General features: G+C 64.2%; 17 protein-coding genes and 2 pseudogenes. 3 read left to right on the forward strand and 16 right to left on the reverse strand.

The window, feature by feature from the left end; all coding sequences use genetic code 11:
* Positions 1 to 70: 70 nt before the first annotated feature.
* The 12 genes from eccE to MB901379_RS23720 all read right to left on the reverse strand — a co-directional run bounded on the left by eccE (position 71) and on the right by MB901379_RS23720 (position 16,210).
* Positions 71 to 1,675 carry a type VII secretion protein EccE gene (gene eccE, locus MB901379_RS23665; protein ID WP_158018813.1) on the reverse strand — a complete coding sequence of 535 codons (1,605 nt, stop codon included), beginning with the start codon at positions 1,673 to 1,675 and terminating at the stop codon, positions 71 to 73.
* On the reverse strand, positions 1,672 to 3,330 hold the full coding sequence (mycP, locus tag MB901379_RS23670; RefSeq protein ID WP_158018814.1) for a type VII secretion-associated serine protease mycosin: 1,659 nt from the start codon (positions 3,328 to 3,330) through the stop codon (positions 1,672 to 1,674). The genes eccE and mycP overlap by 4 nt, the downstream gene beginning before the upstream one ends.
* Complete coding sequence (gene eccD / locus MB901379_RS23675) at positions 3,315 to 4,844, reverse strand: type VII secretion integral membrane protein EccD (protein ID WP_158018815.1); 1,530 nt, start codon at positions 4,842 to 4,844, stop codon at positions 3,315 to 3,317. Before eccD ends, mycP begins: the two co-directional genes overlap by 16 nt.
* Positions 4,841 to 5,866 carry a MinD/ParA family ATP-binding protein gene (locus MB901379_RS23680; RefSeq protein WP_158018816.1) on the reverse strand — a complete coding sequence of 342 codons (1,026 nt, stop codon included), beginning with the start codon at positions 5,864 to 5,866 and terminating at the stop codon, positions 4,841 to 4,843. Before MB901379_RS23680 ends, eccD begins: the two co-directional genes overlap by 4 nt.
* Positions 5,867 to 5,958: 92 nt before the next feature.
* Complete coding sequence (locus tag MB901379_RS23685) at positions 5,959 to 6,789, reverse strand: ESX secretion-associated protein EspG (protein WP_158018817.1); 831 nt, start codon at positions 6,787 to 6,789, stop codon at positions 5,959 to 5,961.
* Positions 6,790 to 6,901: 112 nt separating this feature from the next.
* A complete protein-coding gene (locus tag MB901379_RS23690; protein WP_158018818.1) occupies positions 6,902 to 7,189 on the reverse strand; it encodes a WXG100 family type VII secretion target in 288 nt (95 codons plus the stop codon).
* A 47-nt stretch (positions 7,190 to 7,236) separates the two neighbouring features.
* The gene (locus tag MB901379_RS23695; protein ID WP_158018819.1) at positions 7,237 to 7,563 is read right to left on the reverse strand and encodes a WXG100 family type VII secretion target; all 327 of its coding nucleotides are present in this window, start codon (positions 7,561 to 7,563) and stop codon (positions 7,237 to 7,239) included.
* A 112-nt stretch (positions 7,564 to 7,675) separates the two neighbouring features.
* Positions 7,676 to 8,884 (reverse strand): PPE family protein, encoded by a 1,209-nt coding sequence (locus MB901379_RS23700; RefSeq protein ID WP_158018820.1) that lies wholly within the window; start codon positions 8,882 to 8,884, stop codon positions 7,676 to 7,678.
* A 13-nt stretch (positions 8,885 to 8,897) separates the two neighbouring features.
* Positions 8,898 to 9,194 carry a PE domain-containing protein gene (locus tag MB901379_RS23705; RefSeq protein ID WP_158018821.1) on the reverse strand — a complete coding sequence of 99 codons (297 nt, stop codon included), beginning with the start codon at positions 9,192 to 9,194 and terminating at the stop codon, positions 8,898 to 8,900.
* 452 nt (positions 9,195 to 9,646) lie between these two features.
* Positions 9,647 to 13,861: a type VII secretion protein EccCa gene (gene eccCa, locus MB901379_RS23710; protein WP_158018822.1), complete on the reverse strand. Its 4,215-nt coding sequence runs from the start codon at positions 13,859 to 13,861 to the stop codon at positions 9,647 to 9,649.
* A 3-nt stretch (positions 13,862 to 13,864) separates the two neighbouring features.
* Positions 13,865 to 15,349 (reverse strand): type VII secretion protein EccB, encoded by a 1,485-nt coding sequence (eccB, locus tag MB901379_RS23715; RefSeq protein WP_158018823.1) that lies wholly within the window; start codon positions 15,347 to 15,349, stop codon positions 13,865 to 13,867.
* A 3-nt stretch (positions 15,350 to 15,352) separates the two neighbouring features.
* A complete protein-coding gene (locus tag MB901379_RS23720) occupies positions 15,353 to 16,210 on the reverse strand; it encodes a transglycosylase SLT domain-containing protein (RefSeq protein ID WP_158018824.1) in 858 nt (285 codons plus the stop codon).
* A gap of 309 nt (positions 16,211 to 16,519) precedes the next feature.
* On the opposite strand from MB901379_RS23720, the gene MB901379_RS23725 reads away from it, so the two are divergent.
* The 3 genes from MB901379_RS23725 to MB901379_RS23735 all read left to right on the forward strand — a co-directional run bounded on the left by MB901379_RS23725 (position 16,520) and on the right by MB901379_RS23735 (position 20,333).
* Positions 16,520 to 17,029: a hypothetical protein gene (locus MB901379_RS23725; protein WP_158018825.1), complete on the forward strand. Its 510-nt coding sequence runs from the start codon at positions 16,520 to 16,522 to the stop codon at positions 17,027 to 17,029.
* A gap of 105 nt (positions 17,030 to 17,134) precedes the next feature.
* The gene (locus MB901379_RS23730; protein WP_158018826.1) at positions 17,135 to 19,474 is read left to right on the forward strand and encodes a putative alpha/beta hydrolase; all 2,340 of its coding nucleotides are present in this window, start codon (positions 17,135 to 17,137) and stop codon (positions 19,472 to 19,474) included.
* Positions 19,475 to 19,484: 10 nt separating this feature from the next.
* A complete protein-coding gene (locus tag MB901379_RS23735) occupies positions 19,485 to 20,333 on the forward strand; it encodes a hypothetical protein (RefSeq protein WP_232021950.1) in 849 nt (282 codons plus the stop codon).
* Between the two features lie 29 nt (positions 20,334 to 20,362).
* On the opposite strand, the pseudogene MB901379_RS23740 reads toward MB901379_RS23735, so the two are convergent.
* The 4 genes and pseudogenes from MB901379_RS23740 to MB901379_RS23755 form a co-directional block, all read right to left on the reverse strand.
* Positions 20,363 to 20,660: pseudogene (locus tag MB901379_RS23740) on the reverse strand (ADP-ribosyltransferse); the annotation flags it as partial.
* 19 nt (positions 20,661 to 20,679) lie between these two features.
* Positions 20,680 to 20,955: a WXG100 family type VII secretion target gene (locus tag MB901379_RS23745; protein ID WP_158018827.1), complete on the reverse strand. Its 276-nt coding sequence runs from the start codon at positions 20,953 to 20,955 to the stop codon at positions 20,680 to 20,682.
* Positions 20,948 to 21,258, reverse strand: a pseudogene (locus MB901379_RS23750) (WXG100 family type VII secretion target). The gene MB901379_RS23745 and the pseudogene MB901379_RS23750 overlap by 8 nt, the downstream one beginning before the upstream one ends.
* Positions 21,259 to 21,486: 228 nt before the next feature.
* Positions 21,487 to 21,801: a DUF2563 family protein gene (locus MB901379_RS23755; RefSeq protein WP_158018828.1), complete on the reverse strand. Its 315-nt coding sequence runs from the start codon at positions 21,799 to 21,801 to the stop codon at positions 21,487 to 21,489.
* Positions 21,802 to 21,809: the final 8 nt, after the last annotated feature.

Genomic DNA, 21,809 nt, shown 5'->3' on the forward strand with positions numbered 1-21,809 from the left:
CGATAGCGGCCATGGCCCTTCCGGTGCTAGCGCTCTTCACGACCATGCCTCGAACTTGCGTTGTTGTCTTCTAGGTGGCGATCGACAGCGAAACAGGCTCGAGGCTGATGTACCGGTTCTCCGCGCGGAACATATCCATCTCGACGAGCCAATTCTCTCCTGCCGCACTGACATTCAGCACGGAACGATCTACCTGCTGGATAGTTACCTCGAACCCCTGGCGATGAGCTTCGGGCAACGCGGTGCCGGGCGGCGCGATGGTAATCACGGTGGCGGGCCGCGGTGTCGGCGAGATCGCGATATCAACACCGCCGCCGTCGTCGTCGCGGCCCCTGCTGCCCCGCGCGACATACTCCACCACGCTAACCGTGGTGCGCGGCGCGGGCCGCGCCGCGTTGACCACAGCGACCTCTGGCATGCGTACGCTCGCCCAGCGCTTGTCATCGCGGGTGTGCACACAGACCCGCTCGCCGGCGCCGGCCGTACGAATCACGATTCGCTTGGCGATCGGGTCATCGGCGGCCACGAACACGCGCGACGGCTCACCGGCATCGGTGAGCGGGACCATCAGCCGGTCCCCGTTGGGCAACTTGCCCAGCAACACACCGGACGGTCCGATCTCGGTGACCAGCTGACTCGGTAACGGGCTGCGACGCAGACCTCGCAGGTGCGGGCGCGGAACGCACATGTTCGCCGCCGCCGCCGCGGCCTGCTCTCCATTGAGCCGGCGCAAGATCACACTTGGCGGTGTGGGCGCCGACGTCGGTGTGCGCACGGTGATGGTCGCCGTGCAGGTCGCGTCCGGATATACGGTGACGTTCTGGATGATGTCATCAGCACGCAGCGTCCACGCCTGGGAGAGCACCCTCGAGGTGATTGCCCCGGCCGGGTAGGCATAGGTGGTCATCCAGCCGGCCTCCCCTCGGATGCCCTTCCAGCGCTGGGTGCGACCGGCCACCGCGTCCGAGCCCAGTCTGCGATCCAGCTCGATCAGATCGGTGGCGGTGGCCACCTTGGCCCGCAAACCCTGGCAACGCAACAAGCTCGCGATGCGCTGGGCCACCGAAACGGCTGCCGTCCCAACGGACGTGCGCCACTGCAACGCTTGCGTGTTGTCGATTACCGGCAGTCGCATGATCAGCCACGTTTCGCGGCGGCCCGCGTAAGGCGGGGTACCGATCTCGGAGTCGTATACCCGCGGGTAGTCGCCGACATTGCTGTGCCGAGATCCGAAGGTGACCGCGCTGATCGAGTCGAGTTGTAGGCCCAACGAGTGGCGCAACATCGGCACCAGTTCCACGATGTCGATAACGTTGTCGGTCTCGACGGTGACCGAGCCGGTCACCCGGGTCACCCGGTGCGCTTTGCCGATCAGCTGCAGCGCCACCACTGCGGTTCCGTCTTGCACGCGCACGCCCCCGCCGGATCGGTTGTTGGCCACCGTGATCGGAGCGGCCCAATCGACCGGTCGCCGGCCTCGGAGCCACAGCACCGCCCACGACCACGCCGGCTGGCCCCACCACGGGACAAACACCAGCGCGGCGCCCACCACCACAGCGATCAGCGCGCCGATGTACCCACCCAGTGTCCAGCTCGCCAACATGAGCAGGAACACCACCCAGACTCCGAAAACACGACGATTGCTGCCCGGGCTGAACCCGGTCAGCTTCGTCATCGTGCCCTGCGCAGTCTGGCCGCGATCGCCACCACGAGGACACCGGCCACCACCGCGCCGACGAATCCGATCGCGATGTTGCGTGCTCGGTGATCTGGTGGCGGGGGCGGCGCGGCCGGCGTGATCACCCGGCTTTGGGCACCCGGGGGCATGCGGTCACCCGGCGGGATGTTGAACGTCAGCGCGGCGACCGGATCCACCAGACCGTACCCGACCTTGTTGTCCACCCCGGCGGGCGGATTGTGTGCCGATTGCACGATCCGGTTGATTACCTGATGCGCGCTCAGGTCCGGGTATTTGGCCCGCACGAGCGCCGCGACGCCGCTGACGTAGGCCGCCGAGAAGCTGGTACCCCAGAACGGCATATTCTTCTCACCCGGGCGGGACGGCGGGTAGGCGTTCACCGGTCCGCCGCCTTGCGGCGATAGGCCCATAATGTGGGTCCCCGGCGCCGCAACCCCGACCCATGGACCCGACATGCTCTTTTGTAGTGCGGCACCGCTGGCGTCAACGGCGCCCACCGACAGCACGTAATCGGAGAACCAGGACGGCGATGAAATGGTCTTGACCTGATGCCAGTCCCGGGGATCCGACGGATCCAGCGGGTCGTACATCGGGTTGTTGTCGCAGCCGGCCTCGCCATCGTTGCCCGCGGCCGCGACAATCACCGCGTCCTTGACGGTGGCGGCGTACCACAGCGCGGCCCCCAGCGCCCGCTGGTCGGCTGGCGCTGCCGCAGGCAGGCACGAGGTCACCGATATGTTGATCACCTTGGCCCCCATATTCGCCGCGCGTACTACCGCCCGCGCCACGGAATTTAGCGTGCCCGCTTTGACCCTTTCGTCCGAGTTAGGGTCCGTCGGCGGGGGGTTGACCGGTTCGAACGCTCGTGAGGTCTGCCGGATCGAGATGATGATCGCGTGCGGTGCGACACCCACAACTCCATCGGGAGCTCCCGGTGGTGGCGGCGGCACCGCCGGTTCGTCCTCGGTCTGCGGATCGGGCGGCCCATTGGACGGCGCCATTGCGCCCTCCTCGGGCGGAGGAGGCGGGGGCGGAACCGTTTGTGTGATCGTGACCGGCGTCGGCGGCGGCGGTGGCAGCACCGGAGGCGGGACCTCCACCGGCGGTGGCGGCGCACCAAGGGAGGGTGGCGGACCGGCCGGTGGGGGGAATGCCGGCGTCGCCGGCATCGCCCGTGGCATCGGCAAGATCCCCTGCGGCGCAGCCGCGATGATCGAGCTGACGACAGTGCCGTGGGCGTCGCAATCCGACAGACCGTCCTCACCCATGATGTAGTCACCACCGGGCACCACCGGCAGTCGTGGATTCGGGGAAACCCCGGTATCGATAACCGCAACGGGCACACCGTTTCCGGTGCTGTACTGCCAGGCCCTACTGATGTTGAGCAGGCTAAAACCGCGAGCCAACTGTGCCACGTCCGGGTTTCTCACCGTGATTGGCGTGGAGCAGCTGTTGGCGCGACGCATCGGCTGCTCTGGGCGTGGCGGCCCGTCGGGTGGCACCAGCGCCGGGTCCACCGATGGTGGTGAGATTGCTTGTGCACCCGGGACATTCACCGACAGGGCGACCAAGGCGACGGCGGCGGTCAGCGCCGCGACACGCGCGCACACCTGTCTTAGTGGCGAAGCCACGAGAAGAGTCCTCCCAAGGCCGCAGCCGCCGGTAGCAACACGATCATCGCCAGCACTTCGATCCACTCCACGGTCAGCCTGATCAACGGCCTGAACCGAGTCGCCGGGACCAGTAGCGCCGCGGCCAAGCCCAGCGCGGCAAACGCCGCCGCCGCTGTTGCGGGCCACAGCAGCCCGCCCGGAACACCCTTCGGAGCCGCCAGCGCGTACTTGAGAATGCCGGCGCACACCGCCGCTGCCGCCCCACACACCAGCGCAACGGCCTGATACTTGGCGGCAAACCCACGGCCTTGGGTGACGAAGAGGCCCACCACCAGGCCGGCGACCAACAACGCCAACCAGGCCCATGCCCGCCCTGGCGCAAGTACTCCCCAAACTGCGGCGGGCAGGATGGCCGACACCCCGACACAGATACCCGCCTGCACCGCATTGACCAGTCGCGCCGAAGCGGCGATCGCGGCGCCGCGCGCGGTGATGTCAGTCAGTTCGTTGTCCTCGTCCTCACTGCTGTCCTCACTGACCGGCGACACGGTGTCAACGGGCATCCCCTCCCGACGGGCAAACAAGTCACGCCCGGTGATGGAGCCGAAGTGCGGGGGTCGTACCCGCGCCACCCATAGCGCGATAGTCGGCGTCATCCTGACCAGGACGAGCAGCCCAACGAGCACACAAAGCGCCAACACCTGCAGCGAAACGGGCCGAAACATCCGGATGGCGGCCACACCGGCAAGAACCCCGCACACCGTCACCACCACCGTGACCACCGCGGTCTGCCAACGGTTCTTGGTCAGCACTCCGATGGCAATGGCGCCCTGAATCGCCACGACGACGCCGATGAGTCCGTGGGCCGCGCTGAGGGCGCCGGGCGGTGCGCAGGCACCGCCCACGGCCAGCAACACCACCGCCAACCACCCGAACCCACTGAAGAGGTCTCGCCGCTCCCGCCACCCCCACCGGACCACCACCGCCCCGAGCAGCAGCAGCATCCCGATCCCGCCGGCCACGGCGCCCGGAATTGGGTTGTCGACGAACGTGCGGGTCCGCAAGGTCAGGGCCACCACCACCCCGACCGCCATGGCGATGATGGCAATCGCAGTGTGCGCGGCGGTCAACGGCGTTACCGGCGCAAACATCCGGTCACCACCGTTGCGGCCCAGCCATCTACCCATCGCCGCCAATCCCGACGACAGCGACTCGTATTGCGGCTCGAATGACTCGCCATCCACCCGGGGCACCAATACCAAAGTGTCGCCGTCCTGAACACCTAGCTCATCGAAACTTTTATTGATATCCAGTCGAACGCCATTGATCCTGTGCAGTTCATAGCTGCCCGCCGGCAACGCAACCCCGTCGAACCCTTTGCGTTTCAGGTCGGCGTCGAACAGCTCCACCATTCCTTCAAAGAATCCCTCCACCGGAATTCCGGCGGGAAAAACCTGAGAACACAGGTGCTTGTCGTAGGAGATATTGACCGCACAGCGCGCGGGGAAAGCAACCTTGTGCGGCGATGTCACGGCGCCATCCGCTCGGCGTCAGGAATGTACTTGTCAGCCAGACCCGCCGTGATTTCAAAAAGGCGCAGCCGTGACTTCTTTTTCAATTCGTGCACCGTGTCGATGATGCCGCCCTTGGCCAAGTGTGGGTCGAAAGGCATCACTTCCACGATGGCCCCCACCTTGGTAAACCGTTCGGTCAGGTAGGCCAGCGCATCCCTATCGGTGATTGCGTCGGTGTGGTTGATGATCACGGTGCTACGCGCGACCAGCTCGTGATAGCCCTGCGACCTCAGGTAGTCCACCGCCCTTAGCACCGGCCGCGACCGATCCGCGGTGATTCCCGAGACGAACACCAGGGTGTCGGTGCTCTGCAGCACCGGTTTCATCACGTCATGCTCGAGGTCTGCTGAGGTGTCTACGACGATGACGGTGTGGGTTCGCCGCAGGCGGGACAGCGCCCCGGAGAACATCGCCGGCACCAAAGGCCTGGGCTGGTCGGAGGTGCGATTTCCGGCCAGCACATCGAGCCCTACCGCGTTCTGCCCCAGATGTTCTCGGATATCTGCGTAACCTTGGACGTCGGTGTCATTGATGATTGCGGCGTAATCCCCCGGCGGAGACTCGTCGATGCGGTCAGCCAACGTGCCGAACCCTGGAACGGCATCGATCGCAATCACGTTCTCCGGCCGACACTCGCGAAGGACGCCTCCGATGCAGGTGACCATCGTCGTGACCCCCACCCCGCCCTTACCGGACACGATTGTGATGACATATTGCCGCCGAATATGGCGACGAATGCGCTTCTGTAAGTCGCGATAATGCCTTTCCGCGGGCGACTCACCCGGATTTATCTTTCGCAGTGAAGCGGCGTAGATAAATTTGCGCCATCCTGAGCCGGGAGGAATTTTTCGAGGCGCCGCAAGATCGGTAATACGCATTGTGTCCGATACCGAATCGCGGAAGTTGCGCCCAGCTGACGGATCCCCCCGTCCGAGCGCTCCTTCGTCCGACATATTCGGGTCATTCCAAGGGCTCGTCACGACCGCGATGCTAACATAATTAGTGATTCCTCGTTTATCTGCCGACTAACGCTGCAAGTGCGTTAGATGTTGCTATTCCATGGCGATGCTATTCAGACCACACGCCGATAGGAGTACCACTCCTCGCCCGCCGGCAGGCGGCGGATAAGACGCTGCACCGCCCCGGCAATATCGGTACGGGAACCCGGGGAGAGGACTTGGTAGCGGCGGCGGCCCGACAGGACGCTTTCTACACAAATGCGGCCAGCGGTGGTATCGACGATGGCCACGGCGGAATCGCCGACAACGATGCGCGCCATATTCTCCGCTCCGATCCCGGCCTGCAGCGCAACAATGGCCGCGTGTGCCGATCGTGCCGGGTCGGCGGCCATCATCACCATCTGCAACTGGTCGACGTCCAGCCGCTGGCTGAGCAAGAACGACCGCAGGCTGGCTCCGTCCCGAACGGACTGCTGCAATTCCTCGGCATCCAGGGTCACCGGCCGCAGCGGCGCAGCTTCGGCGACGCCACACAGCCGCTCGACCTGCCCGACAACCAGCTCGCTGGCCGCGAACTCGTCGCGAGCTGTCCCGGCCGGGTACAGCCGCACCAAGTTGCCATGGCGTTCCAGCACCACCCACCACGTGGCGAAGCGGCAGATCGCCGCTCGCGTGGGCTCATGTCCGGGCACGTTGATGGTTAGCAGCAACCCCAGGTCACGGCGAACAAGCACGGTAAGCCATTCGCGAATCATCGGATCGGCGCTGCCGGACTCGTCTAGCGCGCCGGCCGCCCGGAGGTCGGCCGCCACCGGGTGAGCCAAGGCACGTTCGGCGGTATCCAGCCGCGGCAACAGCGGCCGCAGCCCCAACTCGGGGCAGGTCTGTTCCACTCCGGTCACCGCCTGCAGCACCCACAGGCCATCCACCGTCGTTGTCAGCATGCCGATTTCACCTCAACGTGCTCGCCAGATGCAGAAGGTGGGGCCGACGCGCACCGCGGCGCGGTTGCCCCACCTTCGCTCGGGTCCCAAGTCCCTCGGGCGTGCCCCCGAGTTAGAACAAATTCGCCATCGACTGGTCGGTTTGGATCGCGTTGCCCAGCACTCGGTTGGTCGTCGCACCGTGCTGACTGACCGTCTCGATGAGGCCCTGCAGCCCCGATAGCATCTGCGCCTGCGCTTCGAAGAAACCTGCCGCCCCGTGACCGGCAAAGAACTCTTGCAACGCATGCGTTTTGGACGCGGTGTCGTCGTGGATCATGTGGAGCTGACCGGCACGCGCACCGACATCGGTGGCAAAGTCGGACACCGCACTCGGGTTATAGGTGATGTTGTCTGCCATGGTGAACTTCCTTTCCGAAGCTGAATCTGGGGTGAGGTAGCCGTGCGTCAGGCCCCGTGGCCAGCGCCGAAGAGGGCCTGGAACGCGGTCTGGGAATCGGCTTCGTGTGCTTCCATGAGGGCTGCCGCCTGTACCAGGCCCTCGGCGAGGCGCGTGCCTCCCATCAACACTTTGTTCAAGTCACTGGTGATCTCGGTGGCCGTCGCGTGGGAGGCAACCACACCGGCGCCAGACCAGGTCGCGGGATTCATCACGTTTTCCTGGTTAGCCAGGTAGCCCTTGGCGATGCCCAGGGCGTGTTCCATGTTCGCCTGGATATCACGCGCGGTGCTGCGCAGCATCTGCGGTGTTACTTGGATTGTGCTGTCGGCCACGGGAGTTTCTCCTTACTGCGGTTAGCCGTTGTTGCCCGGGAGTGTTCGGGGCATGAAGCGAAGTGTATGGCTGCCTTTCCTACCTGTCGATTCACCTTTGCTATGGCCGGTATTACAGCCGGTCATCGATCACCCGCACGGTAGCGGACGGCTCGGTCTTTCCGTGGGATCCGCGCTGCGCCGCCGCCGCCGCGGGAGCCACCGGCATCCCGCCGACAGGTGCGCCGCTGACCGTTGTTGTCGGCCCCCGCATGGCCTCGGCGCCCAATGCCCCGCTGGGCCGCAACCCCACCGGTCGGCCGCTGGTGCCGGATTCAAAAGCGCTCACCGGGCGAGTAAAACTGGTCGCGGGCACGGCCGCGCCGCCGAGCGAAGCGCCCCCGCTGCCGGCCCCGATCGACGCCTCGCTGGCTGCGGCGGAAATACCACCGGCAGCCGATGCCGCCGAGGCCCCCGGCGCCGCACCTCCCATACCCAGCGCGCCAGGGTTGGCGAACATGCCCATCATCGATTGCAGTGGCTGCATCGCGCTCATCGGCGCCTGCATCAGTCCCGCCGGAGCTTGCAGCGCCTGCGGGATGGCTCCCATCATCGACTGCACGGGCTGCATCAAGGTGCTGGCCTGGCTGCCGAAGTCTTGGCCCATCGATGCCGACTGATTGGCTCCCTGGGTACTCGTCGAGACACCCTGGTAGGCAGCACGCATAGCATCACCGGCGGCGGTCTCCGCGGTCGCCTGGCCAATCGCCGATGCTGCCTCCGCCCCAGCTGCCGGCGATGCTCCCATGGTCGCTATTGGCGGCGGAATCGCCAGGCTTTCCGCCAGCGCAGCAAGGGTGGCCCCGTAGGTCGCGCCCACCGCGGAGTTGTTCGGCCACATCACTCCGAAGTACTCCACGTCAAGGGAGACGATTCGCGGGGTCAACGTCCAAAGCACGCTGGGGTTGATTGCGTTGTCGACGCCCCACTCGTCACGGTTCTCGATGCATTCGGGAGCCGGACGCATGGCGCTATTGGCGGTCTCAAAAGCCCCGATCGCCGTCGACACCACGGCGGGTTTGACGTCGACCCAACCGGCCAAGCCGTGCAACGTCGCGTTGAGCATGGTCACATTCATCGCCGACGCGGCCGACCCCGCGCCAAGCCAGCTCGCCGCCGTCGCGACGGTGTTGATTGCCGACGCGATACCCGAGGCATGATGGGTGGCACCCAGCATTGTCCAGGCTGTCTGGTTGGCCAACATGGTGGCCACCCCGGTACCCGCCTTGAGCAGCAGGTCGTTGGCTTCGGGCGTACGCGCAGCCCACCCTGGATCAGGCATACGTGAGCCTTCGCTAGGTCCCCACGGCTGCCGCGCGGGCCACCTCAGTGGTCACGTACACGCCAGACGCCAGACCTTGCGCCCCGGCGAACAGTCCGCGTTGCGCGGCGTGCTCCGCCACTACCCCCAGGTAGCTACCGCCGCAGGCATTCAGCGCCGCGCAGAACATCGCGGAGTCGGCGTCATCACCCATCGGCGTCGTCCCGAGCAGGGCCGGCGCTGCGGCCGATGCCGCGGCCTCAGTGTCCGCACTGATCGCCGACTCGGCGGCTGCGGACGCCAAAACCCCTTCTGGCTGCACAGACCACATTTTCCCCTCCGACTGCTGTCGCAATAAGACGTACTTGAGGCAACAGTGTAGTGCGAGCGATGCAATCATGTATTCACAATGGCGAACCCGTACGGTCCGCATCCTCAAATTCCGCAAAGAAACGTCGGCAATTCGAGCCCAAGTTGAATTTGCGGCGACGTAAGCCCAGCAAGGAGATCCGCCGAGGCGCCCGCGCCGCATCTAATCGACAAAAATATTTTACGAATGTTTAATAGCATGCGGTCTGCCTACCGATCTTGATGCTAAATACCGCGCGCTGGGAAATTGCTCCATTCGGGGCACCTACATGCAAGGGCTGGTGCACCGCCGCGAAAACAATCACACCAGTTATTGCCGAACTATTCGGCCGCGCAATGTTTAGTCACCCGTCGAACGCTTGGCCCATACCGATCCCCGCCGAACCCCCGATCGCCGAACTCGGGTCCGCGCAACTACTGGGCCGATGCGCTGGACGGCAGCCCCACCAACACCCCCTCGACGTCGCCATCGGCGCCGACCAACTGACCGCGTCCGGGCGGTAGCGTTTGAGCGCGAACCAGCCGATTGATCCTGTTCTGTGGATCGTTGTCCATGTACAGCTGGGCCACTTTTGCGGAGTTTTGGAACCTCATCCAAGGATCCATCGGCATTGTGGCCCAGTTCGCGCTATTGCGTGTGGTGAACACATGCAAACCGATCTGTCGAGCACGTTCCATGAGCTTCCACAGCGCCGCACCCACGGGCGGCTTAGGCGGATAGCTCTGTTCCGGACGCAAGTCCTGCACGTCGTCGATAAGCACAAAATGTCGCGACCCCTGCCACGGCTTGAGGGCGCGCAACTCCTCCTGACTCAGACCCTTGGGAGGCAACCGCGGCAGCAAAACCTGTTGCGCGAGCTCGGTGATCACCTCATCCATCTCGTCCTGGTCGTAGGCATATGCGCGCACATAACCCGGGCCGTGCAGATCCCGCAGGCCGTGCGGTGCGGTTTTCGGGTCAATCAACGTCAGCTGAGCCTCCTCTGGACTGAATCGACTCATCACCGCTTCGCCGATAGCCACCAGCGCCGAGGTCTTCCCGCAGCCTTGCCTGCCCAAGATCATCAGACCGGGGCTGTCCCGCAGCTTGAGCGGAACCGGACCCAGCTCGTGGCGCTCACCGATCGCAAACGCAATCGACAAGTCGTCGCCGCTCGGGTGGGCGGCCTCGTAGTCAAGGATCGCCTTCAACTCCACCCGCTGGGGCAGGCGTTGCAGACTCGCGTGTTTGGTAACTCCGGCGACCTCCGCGACCCGCGCGCCAACGTCGACGGTGTTCGCCAACGCTCCGCTCGCCGGATCGCTCAGCGCCGGCGAGCCGACTCGCAGCTCATGTAGGGAATCGGTCAGCCCAAAGCCGGGCACGTTCAAGGTGCGCCGGGCCGCTTCGCGCGATTCGATGGACGAGTGCCCCATCTGGCTCTCGGTAGGGTCAGCCAGCCGCAACTGGATTCGCGCGGTCACGTTCTGCAGCAAGCTCTGCCGTTGTCCGTGAATCCAGCCGCCGGCACTGCACATCACGTGAACGCCGTACTCGGGACCACGGCTGCTCAGCGCGATAATGCGATCTCCCAAGAGATTATCCTTGGAGTAAAGCCCATCGTAGTCATCGAGCACGACAAAGACATCCCCGAACGGGTCGTTGGGGTCGGTGCCCCCAAGCCCGTCGCTTCCCGGTCCGAACCGGCGCTCGCGGAACCCGTCGAGATCAATGTTGGCTCGTCGGAACGCATCTTCTCGCGCGTCGATGAGCGCATCCATGGTGCTCAAGATGCGCTCGATACCTTCGGCGTCTTTGGGCGAAACAATATCGGTCACGTGCGGCAGCGAACCTACCTGCGCCAGAGTCGCGCCACCGACGCAAAAGAATGTCACCCGCGCCGGGCTGTACATCGCAGCTGCCGAACACATCAGCGTCATCAATGTTGTGGTCTTACCGCGCTGTTTGGCTCCCACCACGATTATGTTGCTGCGCAACGCGTCCACCGCATAAACAAGCTGTTTGGATTCTTCGGGGATGTCCATGATGCCGACCGGAAACATCAGTCCGGAATTTTGACCATAGTCGACGTGCCAGGGTTTGCCCCGGTATCCGGCGACCAGTGCGTCGATGGGCTGCGGGTCCTCAAGCGGTGGTAACCAGGGCCGGCGCGGCGATCGGTGGGGCACGTTTCGCAACGACTCCCGTAACACGTCGACGATCTTTTTCCTCTTGAAACCATCGTCGTGATAAAGGAATTCGTCTGGTTCGGCATCCACTGCCGCTGCGGCTTCCAAAGCTGCGGCGTCCGCGGCATCCAGTGGCTGATACTGCCAGTTGTACAGGCGCGGCTTGGTCAAGGTCATATCAACAGTCCGCGCCACCTCCTTCTTCTTCGGCACCACAAATGGCGCGGATAGGTAGAAGCAGCGGAACGGCTCCAGATCACGTGGCCCCACTTTGAGTAGCGCGAAGCCGTTCTCTTTCGACGGCAGATGGTAGGCCGCGTCGGAGCCGATAACCTCACGGCTGTCATCGCCAGACTCGGCGCGTAGTGCGACCCGAAACGCAATGTTGGACTTGACCTTTTGCAGCGAAGACAGGTCCAATCGCTGCCCGCCAAGCATAAAGAAGACGTTGGCGCCGCGACCTTCCTGGCCGATGTGGATGATCAGATTGATCCACTTCTCATGATTGGCAAACAGTTCCAGATACTCATCGACGATGACCAGCAGAACCGGAACGGGTGGTATGTCTCGCCCGGCGAGCCGAATCTCTTCGTAGTCGTTGGCATCTCGCGCGCCAACCGATTTGAACAGCTCGTAGCGCTGTTTGATCTCACCGTCGATGACCCTGCGCATCCGCTCCGCCAGATGCCGCTCATCCTTACCAAGGTTGGACAACGCGGCCACCACATGCGGAATACCCAGGATGTCCTGGGCCGCCGACTCGAACTTCATGTCGACGAAGATGACATTGAACGCCTCCGGTGAGTGCGTCAGCGCCATTCCGTAGACCAGGGACAAGAAGAACTCCGACTTGCCAGAGCCACTGGTACCGATGACTACCGAGTGGAATCCGAAGCCGCCGAAGTCCTTAGCGCGGATGATGATGTTCTGCAGCTCGCCGTTCGGCTTGGCGCCGACGGGAATCTCCGACCATCGCTCGTCGCCGCGGCCGCGCCGCTCCGCCCACAATCGATCGACGTCGAGTTCGCGCGGGTCGCTGATGCCTAGCGAGCGCAGTAATTCGGCCGCGCCACTGGCTGAATCAGCGACCTCGCTGCGGCTGGTCGGTGTCCACCGCGCCATGGCCCGTGCATAGCGGTAAGCCCGGTGGATGGACAGCTGGTCGGCATGAGCGAAGAACTTTTTTCGGGCCCGCAGTAGTGGTGCAGGGCGCCTGTCGTCCTGCTCGGGGTCGCCGCCGTTGCTGCCGGCTTTGATCACACCGTTGACCGAACCGCTTGGCGCACTGTGCCGTTCGGTCATCTCAAAGACTTGGTCCGCGCTGAAACCCACGCCGGTCCCCACCCGCGATGCGATGCGCAGCACCGTGATGCCTGCCTTGCCTACTTGGCCGACCACGCTTTCCCAGGCATCCGGGCTGCCGGTGTTGTCGTCGACGATCACCAGGTGCGGTCCAAGGTCGACGGCGTCGCTGCCCGGCCCGCTCTCGAGTGCGGAGCCCATCGAGGTGGGGCTTGCCGCCGCCCTCGGTGTCCACGCTCCGCGCTTTCCCTTCATGTGCAACTCGGCACCCAGAGTGTCTTCCAGCTCCTCGGGCGTGGCGAAGATCAGCCTGCGCCAGCCGCACGCATCGAATAGTTCGTCGTGGAGGTTATGCGGAAGCCACACCATCCATGACCACACCTCGGGGTTACGGGTGACCACCATCAACTTCACGTCGCGCGGGTTGTGAAAAACCGCCAGCGAGCACAGCACCGAACGCATCAACGACCGCATGCGATCCAAGTCCTCGCCCACGAAGCTGAAACCCGGGGCCGATCGCAGATTCACCACCTTGGCGATATCGCGAATCTTGCGCTGCTCCAAGATGAAGTCGCGTAATGCCTGCCCGGTTACCGGCTCCAGTTCCTCGTCCGAGGCGATGTCCGGCCAAGTCACCGACAGCACCGAATCCGGTGCGTGCTGCACGCCCGTCCCGACCCGAACCTCCAAGAAGTCCGGATCGGTGCGGCCACGTTCCCACATCCGCGGACCCCCGATAATCGCGCCCAACCCCTGGGGGTCGGCGTGCACCGCGTTCTGCCATTCACGCTGCGCACACACCGCCGTCTGGATTTCGTCGCGGTTGCTGTCAAGGTCGCGAAGATAGCGCCGGCGACCTCTTTCCATTTCGCCCCAGGTGATCTTGCGGGCGCGGCCGAACCTCCCGGAGAACGCCAACATGCTGAAGGCACCGATTCCCATGAGCGGGAAGAAGCCGGTCGAAAGGCTGCGCACGCCCGATACGTAGAGCATGACGATGGTGCCGATCAGCGCCACGATCAAGGCCGGTACGCCGATCATTACCCAGATGTTGCGTGGTTCGCGTTCCGGTAGGGCTATCGGAGCATTCGGCGCCACCCGGACCGGCTTCGGCGATTCGATCCTGACCCGGTTGATGGGAAACGACTTTTTGGACATTTTCTAGCCTCCAGCTTTCGCTGTCGTCACGATGGCCACCTGTCCAAGGGTCGGCACGGTGTCGCGCGCCAAGAGTGCCGCTTCCCGCGACAACGCCGGCCCCGCGGCAAAGGTCCGCAACAGTGGCCACGGCGCCTGCACCGCCGTGGCCGGATCGAGCCCGAGCGCCCGCAGTGTTGGCTCGTCGGTAGCGATCCCGTACCGCACTCCGTTGTCGGACACCCAGAACAACGATTCGCGCGATTCCGAGGTGATTACACCGCTGGTCGACGTTACGAAGTTCGCCGCGCCCGGTAACACCAGCACCTGGTTGGCTACCACCGATTCCGGAGCTCGGTCGTCACGGACCAGCCGCACGATCCGGTTGTCCATCGAGGCGGGGACCGGTAGACCGCGTCCGTTGTAGACCCCGACACGGGCCTGCGGATCCGTCGACGCCTTCTCCCAGGCCACGCAGGTAGTCGGGTTGGCAGCCGAATCAATGAAGTTCAACCGTCCCGTTGGGTAGTAGTCGACCGGCAACGAGTTCACGTCAGGGGTGTTGACGAGCACGTCGGGACTCACCACCCGCGGCGCGGTGGAGCCGTAGGAGTTGGCGCTACGCAGCAGATCGGCTACAAAACTGTTGATCTTTTGCACTCCGTCTGCGAGCAGAACGTAGAACTTGCTTCCCCCGCCGGCGGTTTGGACCTGCAGCACCGAACCCACCTGCGATCCAGGCACCCACTTCGACGCGGTGCCGGCCTCTGGTACCTCCGGCACGCGCAGCGGCTCCGTGGCAGGCAATCCGTCGAAGAGCGCCCGGGATATCTCTACTGGCGACGTCACGCCGGGGTCGAGTCCCAAACTCAAGGTGACCGCTCGATTGGTCCGATCGATCTGTGAGCGTTTACCACCCCAGATGACGTAGCTGCTGCCTTCAAAGCTGACTAGCAGACCCGCATCGTCGCGCATCTGCGTAGCGCGACCGCCACCAGTGAGCTGGCCCGCAATCGAAGTGACTACCGGCTTGTCCCCGCTTCGTGGGCGTCCCGCCGTATCGCATACCGACCACGCCGATATTGCTCCCCAATTCACCGGCATGGCCGCGGGCGCGCCTGGAATGCCGACCAGCGGCCCCGTCGGATACTTGGCAATCTCGGCCGGTTTTACCCACGTTGGCTGCCCCGCGATGCCGGTCGCCAGTCGCGCAGACGTCAAGTTCAGCGTCGGATATAACCGCCCATCGATGCGTGCGTAGATCGCTCCGGAATCACGGTCACCGATGATCGCTGACTCGCCCACCACTCCGGTGGGCTTGAGGACATTGAGCAAAATCATCCATCCCCCGCCGATGGCCACCAACACCATCGAGAGCACCAGCGCGGCGGTCTGCTTGCGGTCGTCATGCTTCATTCGCACCGAGAAGCGGGTGGTCGCCGCCCGCAGCCGCCGGTTGTAAAACAGGTGCCCGGAATTTTGGTCCCGGTTGGACAAACTCAATGGCATTGCTCAGTACCCTCTCGGCGCGCGGCGCGGATCGGCCTGTTGAATCCGCTCGGCCAAATTCGAGGCATCAGCGGCAACCCCATAATGGCCCCGCGCGTAGTTGATGAAGGCGCATGCCTGGGCTACCAGATCGTAGATGTCGGACGACGTTCCGGGCTGGTGGTAGGCGGCGAACGTCGGCGCGATGAACTGCCAAGCGCCCTTGCTCGGCGTGTCCCGCGCCGCGTTCGAATCCCAGCCATTCACCGCATGGGCGTTATAGCCCGACTCCCGTTGGGCTACCAGATCCATGCCCCGTGTCCACCGAGCACGCGCCTCGGGACCGTGAATTCCCTTAATATCTAACGCTTTTTGGATAGCCGCCAACACCGCTGTCCGTCCGGTCGGCGCAATAGCAGAACGCTGTGGTGGGGCGGTCCACAGGTACCGTAGCCGCCGCAGCCGCAGCGCCAGGCGCCGTGCCCGTGATCGCGACGTCACGATGTGGTGCTGCTGGGCGCGCAATCTGGCCGCCATCCGGACCATCAGCTGGCGCCGGCCCAGGGGCGTATCGGCGGCGGCCAGATCGGCGTGGGCGGCCTGCAGGATTGCGCGCGTGGCCATTCTCGCGTGCGCGTGATCGGCCTGGGCAACGGCGACCAGCCGCGCCAGGGTCCGGTCGGTACCGGTGGCCCGGCCTACCGCTTGCACTGCAACGTGTGACCGGGCCGCAGGCCCGGCAGGAAGACGCACCACATTCGTCGCCTGCGACGTCCGGTCGGCGAACGTGTGGATCCGTGGCGCCTCGACGACGTTCCCGGAGAGCAAGCTGTGACCGCGCGACAGCGCGGCAAGCGTCTGCACCATCAGTGGATCAGCCAACGATTCCCCCACTGTGGTGTCGAAATCGGCCCGCGGCTGTCAGCAGACCGCCCGGGCTGGTAACAAACACCTGAGCCACCACTCCCCGTACCTTCTGGTCAGCGAACGCAGCACCTCAGGGGCGCGAACACGCTCGCTCGCCTACCGCAGACTAGCCGTAAGCAAGGACGCTCGCGTCTTGTTGTCCGGGCCGTCTTGAGTAAGGGCCGCAACGGTGACGAGATTACTGCCGGTGCGGCGGCCCGACCAGTCACCATGGTTGCATCTTCGGGCGGCCGTAGGCCGATCAGAAGGGGCACACTCGGGTGGGTGGGTGCAGTTGGCTCCAGGAATCGCGCGAGCGCAACCACCGCCGGCTTCGTCGCACTAATCGTCGGCGGGTACCAACTTTGGAACGCGTCCGAGTTGCTGCAAATCGCGTCGTTCTACTGGGCGGTTCTGGGGCCCCTCGGTCACGGCTTCGAGGAGTACACGCGGCCGTTCCACCACTTTGTAGCCTGGCTCAATGCCGAGGCGGCATTGTCTGCTGCTGCCGGGATCGCACTCCTGCTCGGCGCGGTGCTGGTGTGCGCCAGAAACCCGTTCGGCCCAAGATTGCTCGCCGGGGGATGCGTCGTTGTTTTTGTTCATACCGGAATCGGGTGGGTGGTCGCCGCGCGGATGCTGTCCCGGTTTGCCGCGGTAGGGGCCTACGACGAGGGCCTGCTGTGGTTCCATACCCCGAGCAGGCTCGCCATCATTGTGCTGGCATTCGTGCTCCCCGTCATTGCCGCGTACCTAGCGTTGTGGCCTGGCCGCCTGCCCGGAAAGCTGAATTGACCGGCCGTTATGCGATAGTAACGTTGCAGTCGATTCTGATTGGGGGATACGGATGGGCGGCGGACCTGGCCGCACCGCGCGGCATAGGGCGTTACGGGTAGTGCGGTGCACCTTCGACACATAAGTCAGGCCGCGCTGATCATGTTCGCCGGCGGCGATCCGTGGAAGATCAACGCCACCCTGCAGAGCGGCCGACCGGCACAGATTTCCGATCTCGCGCAGGCGTTTCACGACGCGGGGCAATCTACGGCCGAGGCCGAGACCGCGTTCCGACAGGCCCGCGAGCGTTTCGAGAAATCCTGGAACCACGAAAGCGGTGAAAATCCGATCAACGACTCCGCCGAGGTACAGCGCACCGTCAACACGCTGGGTCTGCAAGCGGCGCAGTTACCCAAAATTGCCATCGACCTACAAAACGTCGCGGCCACCCTGGCGGAGGCACAGCGTTCGGGCAACTCAGCGATTGCCGCGCTCGAGGGTGAGCTGCAAAGCATCGATGATCAACTCGACGAGGCCCTTCAGCTCGAGCAGGACCCGAGCCTCACCCGGCTCGAACGCGACCTGCTCGAGGAGTACATCACCGGTTGTGAGCAAGAGGCCATCGACAAGACCGAAGCCGCGTTGAGCGATCTCGAACGTATCCGCGACGACTACGCCGGAAGATTGCAGCAGGTCGAGTCCAATCTGCACGCCGACGGGTACGACACGACACTGGTTGCCGGTCTCGACGGTCATACTCCCGAGACTCCACAGCAGGCCGAAGAAGATGTGCACAGGGCCTTGGCCGGCGACAAGGGGGCAGCTGCCCGGGTGGCGGCGGTGCTGGATTCGATCACCGCCGACCAGCGGGCGGGCAAGGTACCGCTGACGCCCGAACAGGCGTCGGTGTTGAGCCAGACGCAGGCGCAACAGCATGGCATGTCGATCGAGGATCTGAAGGCTGCCGAAGAGCGCCTCGACGACCAACGACATGTCATTGCCGACTCCTGGCAGTTGATGAGCACACCCACGATCACGTTCCCCAAGACCCCGTTGAGCGTTGGCGCCAAGGAAGGGTCGGAAAAGCTGCAAGGCGGGTTCGCCCAGCTGCCCGAAAGCGTGCAGCGGACATTGAGCGCGCCCGACATCATCTTTGCCGACCAGACGAAGGTAGTGGCCGACATCGTCAAGAACGGCAACCCGGTACTACAGCACAACACACCGCTGGACCAAAACTTGCTGCACAAGGGCGCGGAAATCATGGGCTCGTTCGACTGGTCCCGCAACACCTTTGACCCAACGGTCGAAGCCGTGTTTTGGGCGGCCGGGCGAGACCATGGCGCCGTCAGCTGGATGGTCAACGAACTTGGCCGGTGCGACGCGGCCAGCGGTGACTTCATGTTGAACGTCACCCACCATCCGTGGACAGACGACGGTGCCGCCGCCGGGTCGTTGTTCGGCTGGACGCAAGATGCCACCGGGCCAGAAGCCGTGATCGCCGGCCAGACCGCGCAAACCTATGCCGCTTACCTCGGACAGCGCTCCCACGAACTGCTGGATCTGCCGGGACATCAAACCCTCGGCCAAATGAACCCGAAGTTGGTGCAGGACTTCGCCAAAGGCCTGGCGCCCTATGTCGCCAACATCGCCGGCGACAGCAATGATTTGTCGCCGTACTTTCACACTCCGGATCTGAACCAGGACGTGGAGACGAGGCTGCCTGTCGCAAAGGGCATTTTCTCTGTGCTCAGCACCGACAAGGACGCCTCCGATATCTTCAACGGAGCCGCGATGCGGCAGATCATGCAGAACCAAAACGACTACGCCGCAGCGGTGGTCAACCATACGCCCGGCGCGGTCGCCCGCGACGCCGATTTGCAGCAAGCCGCCACCTTGAAGGCGTTGATCGACTGCGGAGTCAACAATGCCGCGCACGCCCAGGGGCTCAACGGTGATCAACTGGCAGCCGAGGCCTACGCACGCAAGCAGTCGGCGTATGGCTCCGTCGTCAAGGGACTCAGCACCGGCGCAGGCATCGCGGGCGGTGCGCTGCCACCGCCATACAACATTGTGGGCAAGCTCGCCGGCCCGGGTGTGACCATGGCCGGAAATGCGTTGCAGCAAGACATTATCGGTGCACCACCAACGGCCATGACAACATCGGAGGTCTTGGCGAACATGCCGGACAGCATCGCGTACTCTCAAGTTCTCAACGGGCTGATCGCCAACCGCGCCCCGGTCAATGGCTTGCGACACGAGTTCTTCGTGCACACGGTTCCCGGCGACCCGAGCAGTCCGCTGCGAATCGCAACGTACGACGAATACAGGCTCATCAATGGAAACTTCACCAACTACGACTACAACCAACAGCTCAAGGATGCGGTGCAGAGCGCACTGGGGGACGGAACCGTGATTCCGCATATGCAAAGCCATTACAACGACGTAGTCCAAATACCCAACCCGTAGGAACAGCGGTATGAAGCACAGACGATGCCGTCCCGCACTCACCGTGGCGTGCAGCGTGCTGCTGGTCGGACTGTTGGCGGGCTGCGGTTCCGCGCCCGGTCCCCAGTCGCGCATATCACCGGCGAAGCTCCCTTCGACGGGAATGCTGGCCGATGTGCGAGCCGTGTGGGGCGCCGAGCCGGGCATCGATCTACTCGCCGGGTCGGCCGTTGTGATCCGCGCCTACATCGAATCAATGTATCTAGCGGCCTTTAGCGGCGACATCGCCTATGTGTATCCGGGATTCGCCCGCGCGGTACCACCTAATGCATCCGAGGGCCACCCACACAGCACCCGCCAACGCTGGCCGGACACCCTGCACCCCATACACGTCCCGGTCGTGGGCACCCGCGGCTATCACATCCTGTGGGTCAACGAGGCCGATCGGCAGGTGACCGCGTTGGTGTGCGCCTGGACCTACACCACAGCGCTCGACCTAGGCCACGGGAATTACGGCTGGATGCACGACATGGCATACACCGCGCCGTCGACCGGTATTGGTATGCAATGGGTGTCGATGACCGCCCCACAAGGTGGTACGGCATCGCCGTCGGCGGCGCAGAAGGGAACCGCACCAGCACCAGTCGACGATGTCTTCGGAGGCTGGCGAATAGACGGCACCATCACCAGCGACGCCTATCCAACTCGGACGACCGAGTTGCCGGAGTGGCCCACGCGGCGAGCCGATGCCCAGTCCTGCATCGAGAAGGCGCCAGATCCTTTGGAGCGCCGGCTATTTCTGAGCAACGGCGTGCATCCCCGCTCAGACTTTCCCACCCTGCCACCATTTCCCGGCTGGCCCGCTGCAGGGGCGTTGTGAAATCCTGTGTTCGTTTGCCATTTTGCAGGCGGGGCACTCTCGCTGGCCGCGACCGCCGACGGGGACGGACCTGCCACAACACAATTGCTCAACGCAGGCACGTGTAGCGCTCCGGCCCGCCGCCTGACATCCGACATCGCCTCGGCCTGCGAATAGTTGTGTGCCGGTGCCCGCACGCCATGCCGCGCCGACCGAATCATCGCCGGCCATTCCAGAGCAGCCGGCTAGCGGCAGTGGTCAACGACGCGATCACCGATTCCAAACCCTCACCGGCAGCCACCACCGCGCACCGTCGAGGGCCGCGGGATCCACGGCCAGCGGCGCCATTAGCTCAAGACCACATGCTCTAATTCATCGACATCGCACCGGTGTAGTTGGCATGCGCGCCGCGACCGGCAACCCGCAACTGAGCCAACGCTTCGCGCATCATCGCTTCACTTGTGGCCCAATGCCGATGGGCCTCCGCATGGGCCGCCGCACCTTCGCCCGTCCACGTTACGTGCAAGTTGCTTACCAGAGACTCGATTTCAGCAATCAGGCTCTCGGCATGGCGACCAAACTCGGCCATCCGCTCCACCGCGTGGGCCAACGCGGAGGGGTCGACCCGAAACGGCTCAGCCATGGCCGAGCTCGCATAACGCGTGTGCCGATGCCGTCTCGTTGATCTGGTAGCCCACGCCCGCTTGACCTATCGACGACGCCAGTACGGATAGCCCAGCTGCACCTCATCGGCACCGCGGTGCCACAACTCCCACGCCGAGCCGAATGCACTCCCCGACACCCCGTGCCACCCGCCCAACATGTCACCAACCTGACCGTCGAGTTCGGCGAGTCGACCCGCAAGATGCTCGGCCACACCACGAAGCGATCCGGCAAAACCCCGCATACCCACCGCATCTACCCGCACTATGTCGTCAGCACTCATGGCGGCAACCTAGCGGTCCTCCGCGACATCCACAATTCACCCTGCGCCGCCGACTTAGTGACTTGAGTTGGCATGCAGTGGATTTAGCATCGCCGTTCCCATGATTCGATGGCGTCGCAGATCGGCAACATGCATCCTGAAAAGCGTTTCCGGACAACGTCCTACACCGGAAACATGGTGAAATGCCCTACGGATCAGCGCCAGCCTCGGCGATCAGGTGCGGGCAGCTTATGTAGCGGAACTCGATCGCACCGCGCGCATATCAGCGGCATTGCGCGCATCCATGGTGGTGAATCCCTTGGCGGCTAGGTGGGCATTACTTCCGACTGCCGTAAGAGCTTCCTGATGGGCCTGCAAGCTATGCATGTGTTGGGCATGCGCCGAATGAACCGCGTCGTGAAACGCATCGGCAACAGCGAAGTCGCCGAACATCCCCGACATCAGCGGCCCTCGGGACAGGTGATCGGCGCCATCTTGTGCGTGCCCACCGGCGCGGTGAGACTCGTTGCCCCCCAAGTGCAGCAGTCCGGTGTCGACAAACATCGCTAGCT

The sequence above is a fragment of the Mycobacterium basiliense genome (assembly GCF_900292015.1).
In the GTDB taxonomy this organism is placed as follows: domain Bacteria; phylum Actinomycetota; class Actinomycetes; order Mycobacteriales; family Mycobacteriaceae; genus Mycobacterium; species Mycobacterium basiliense.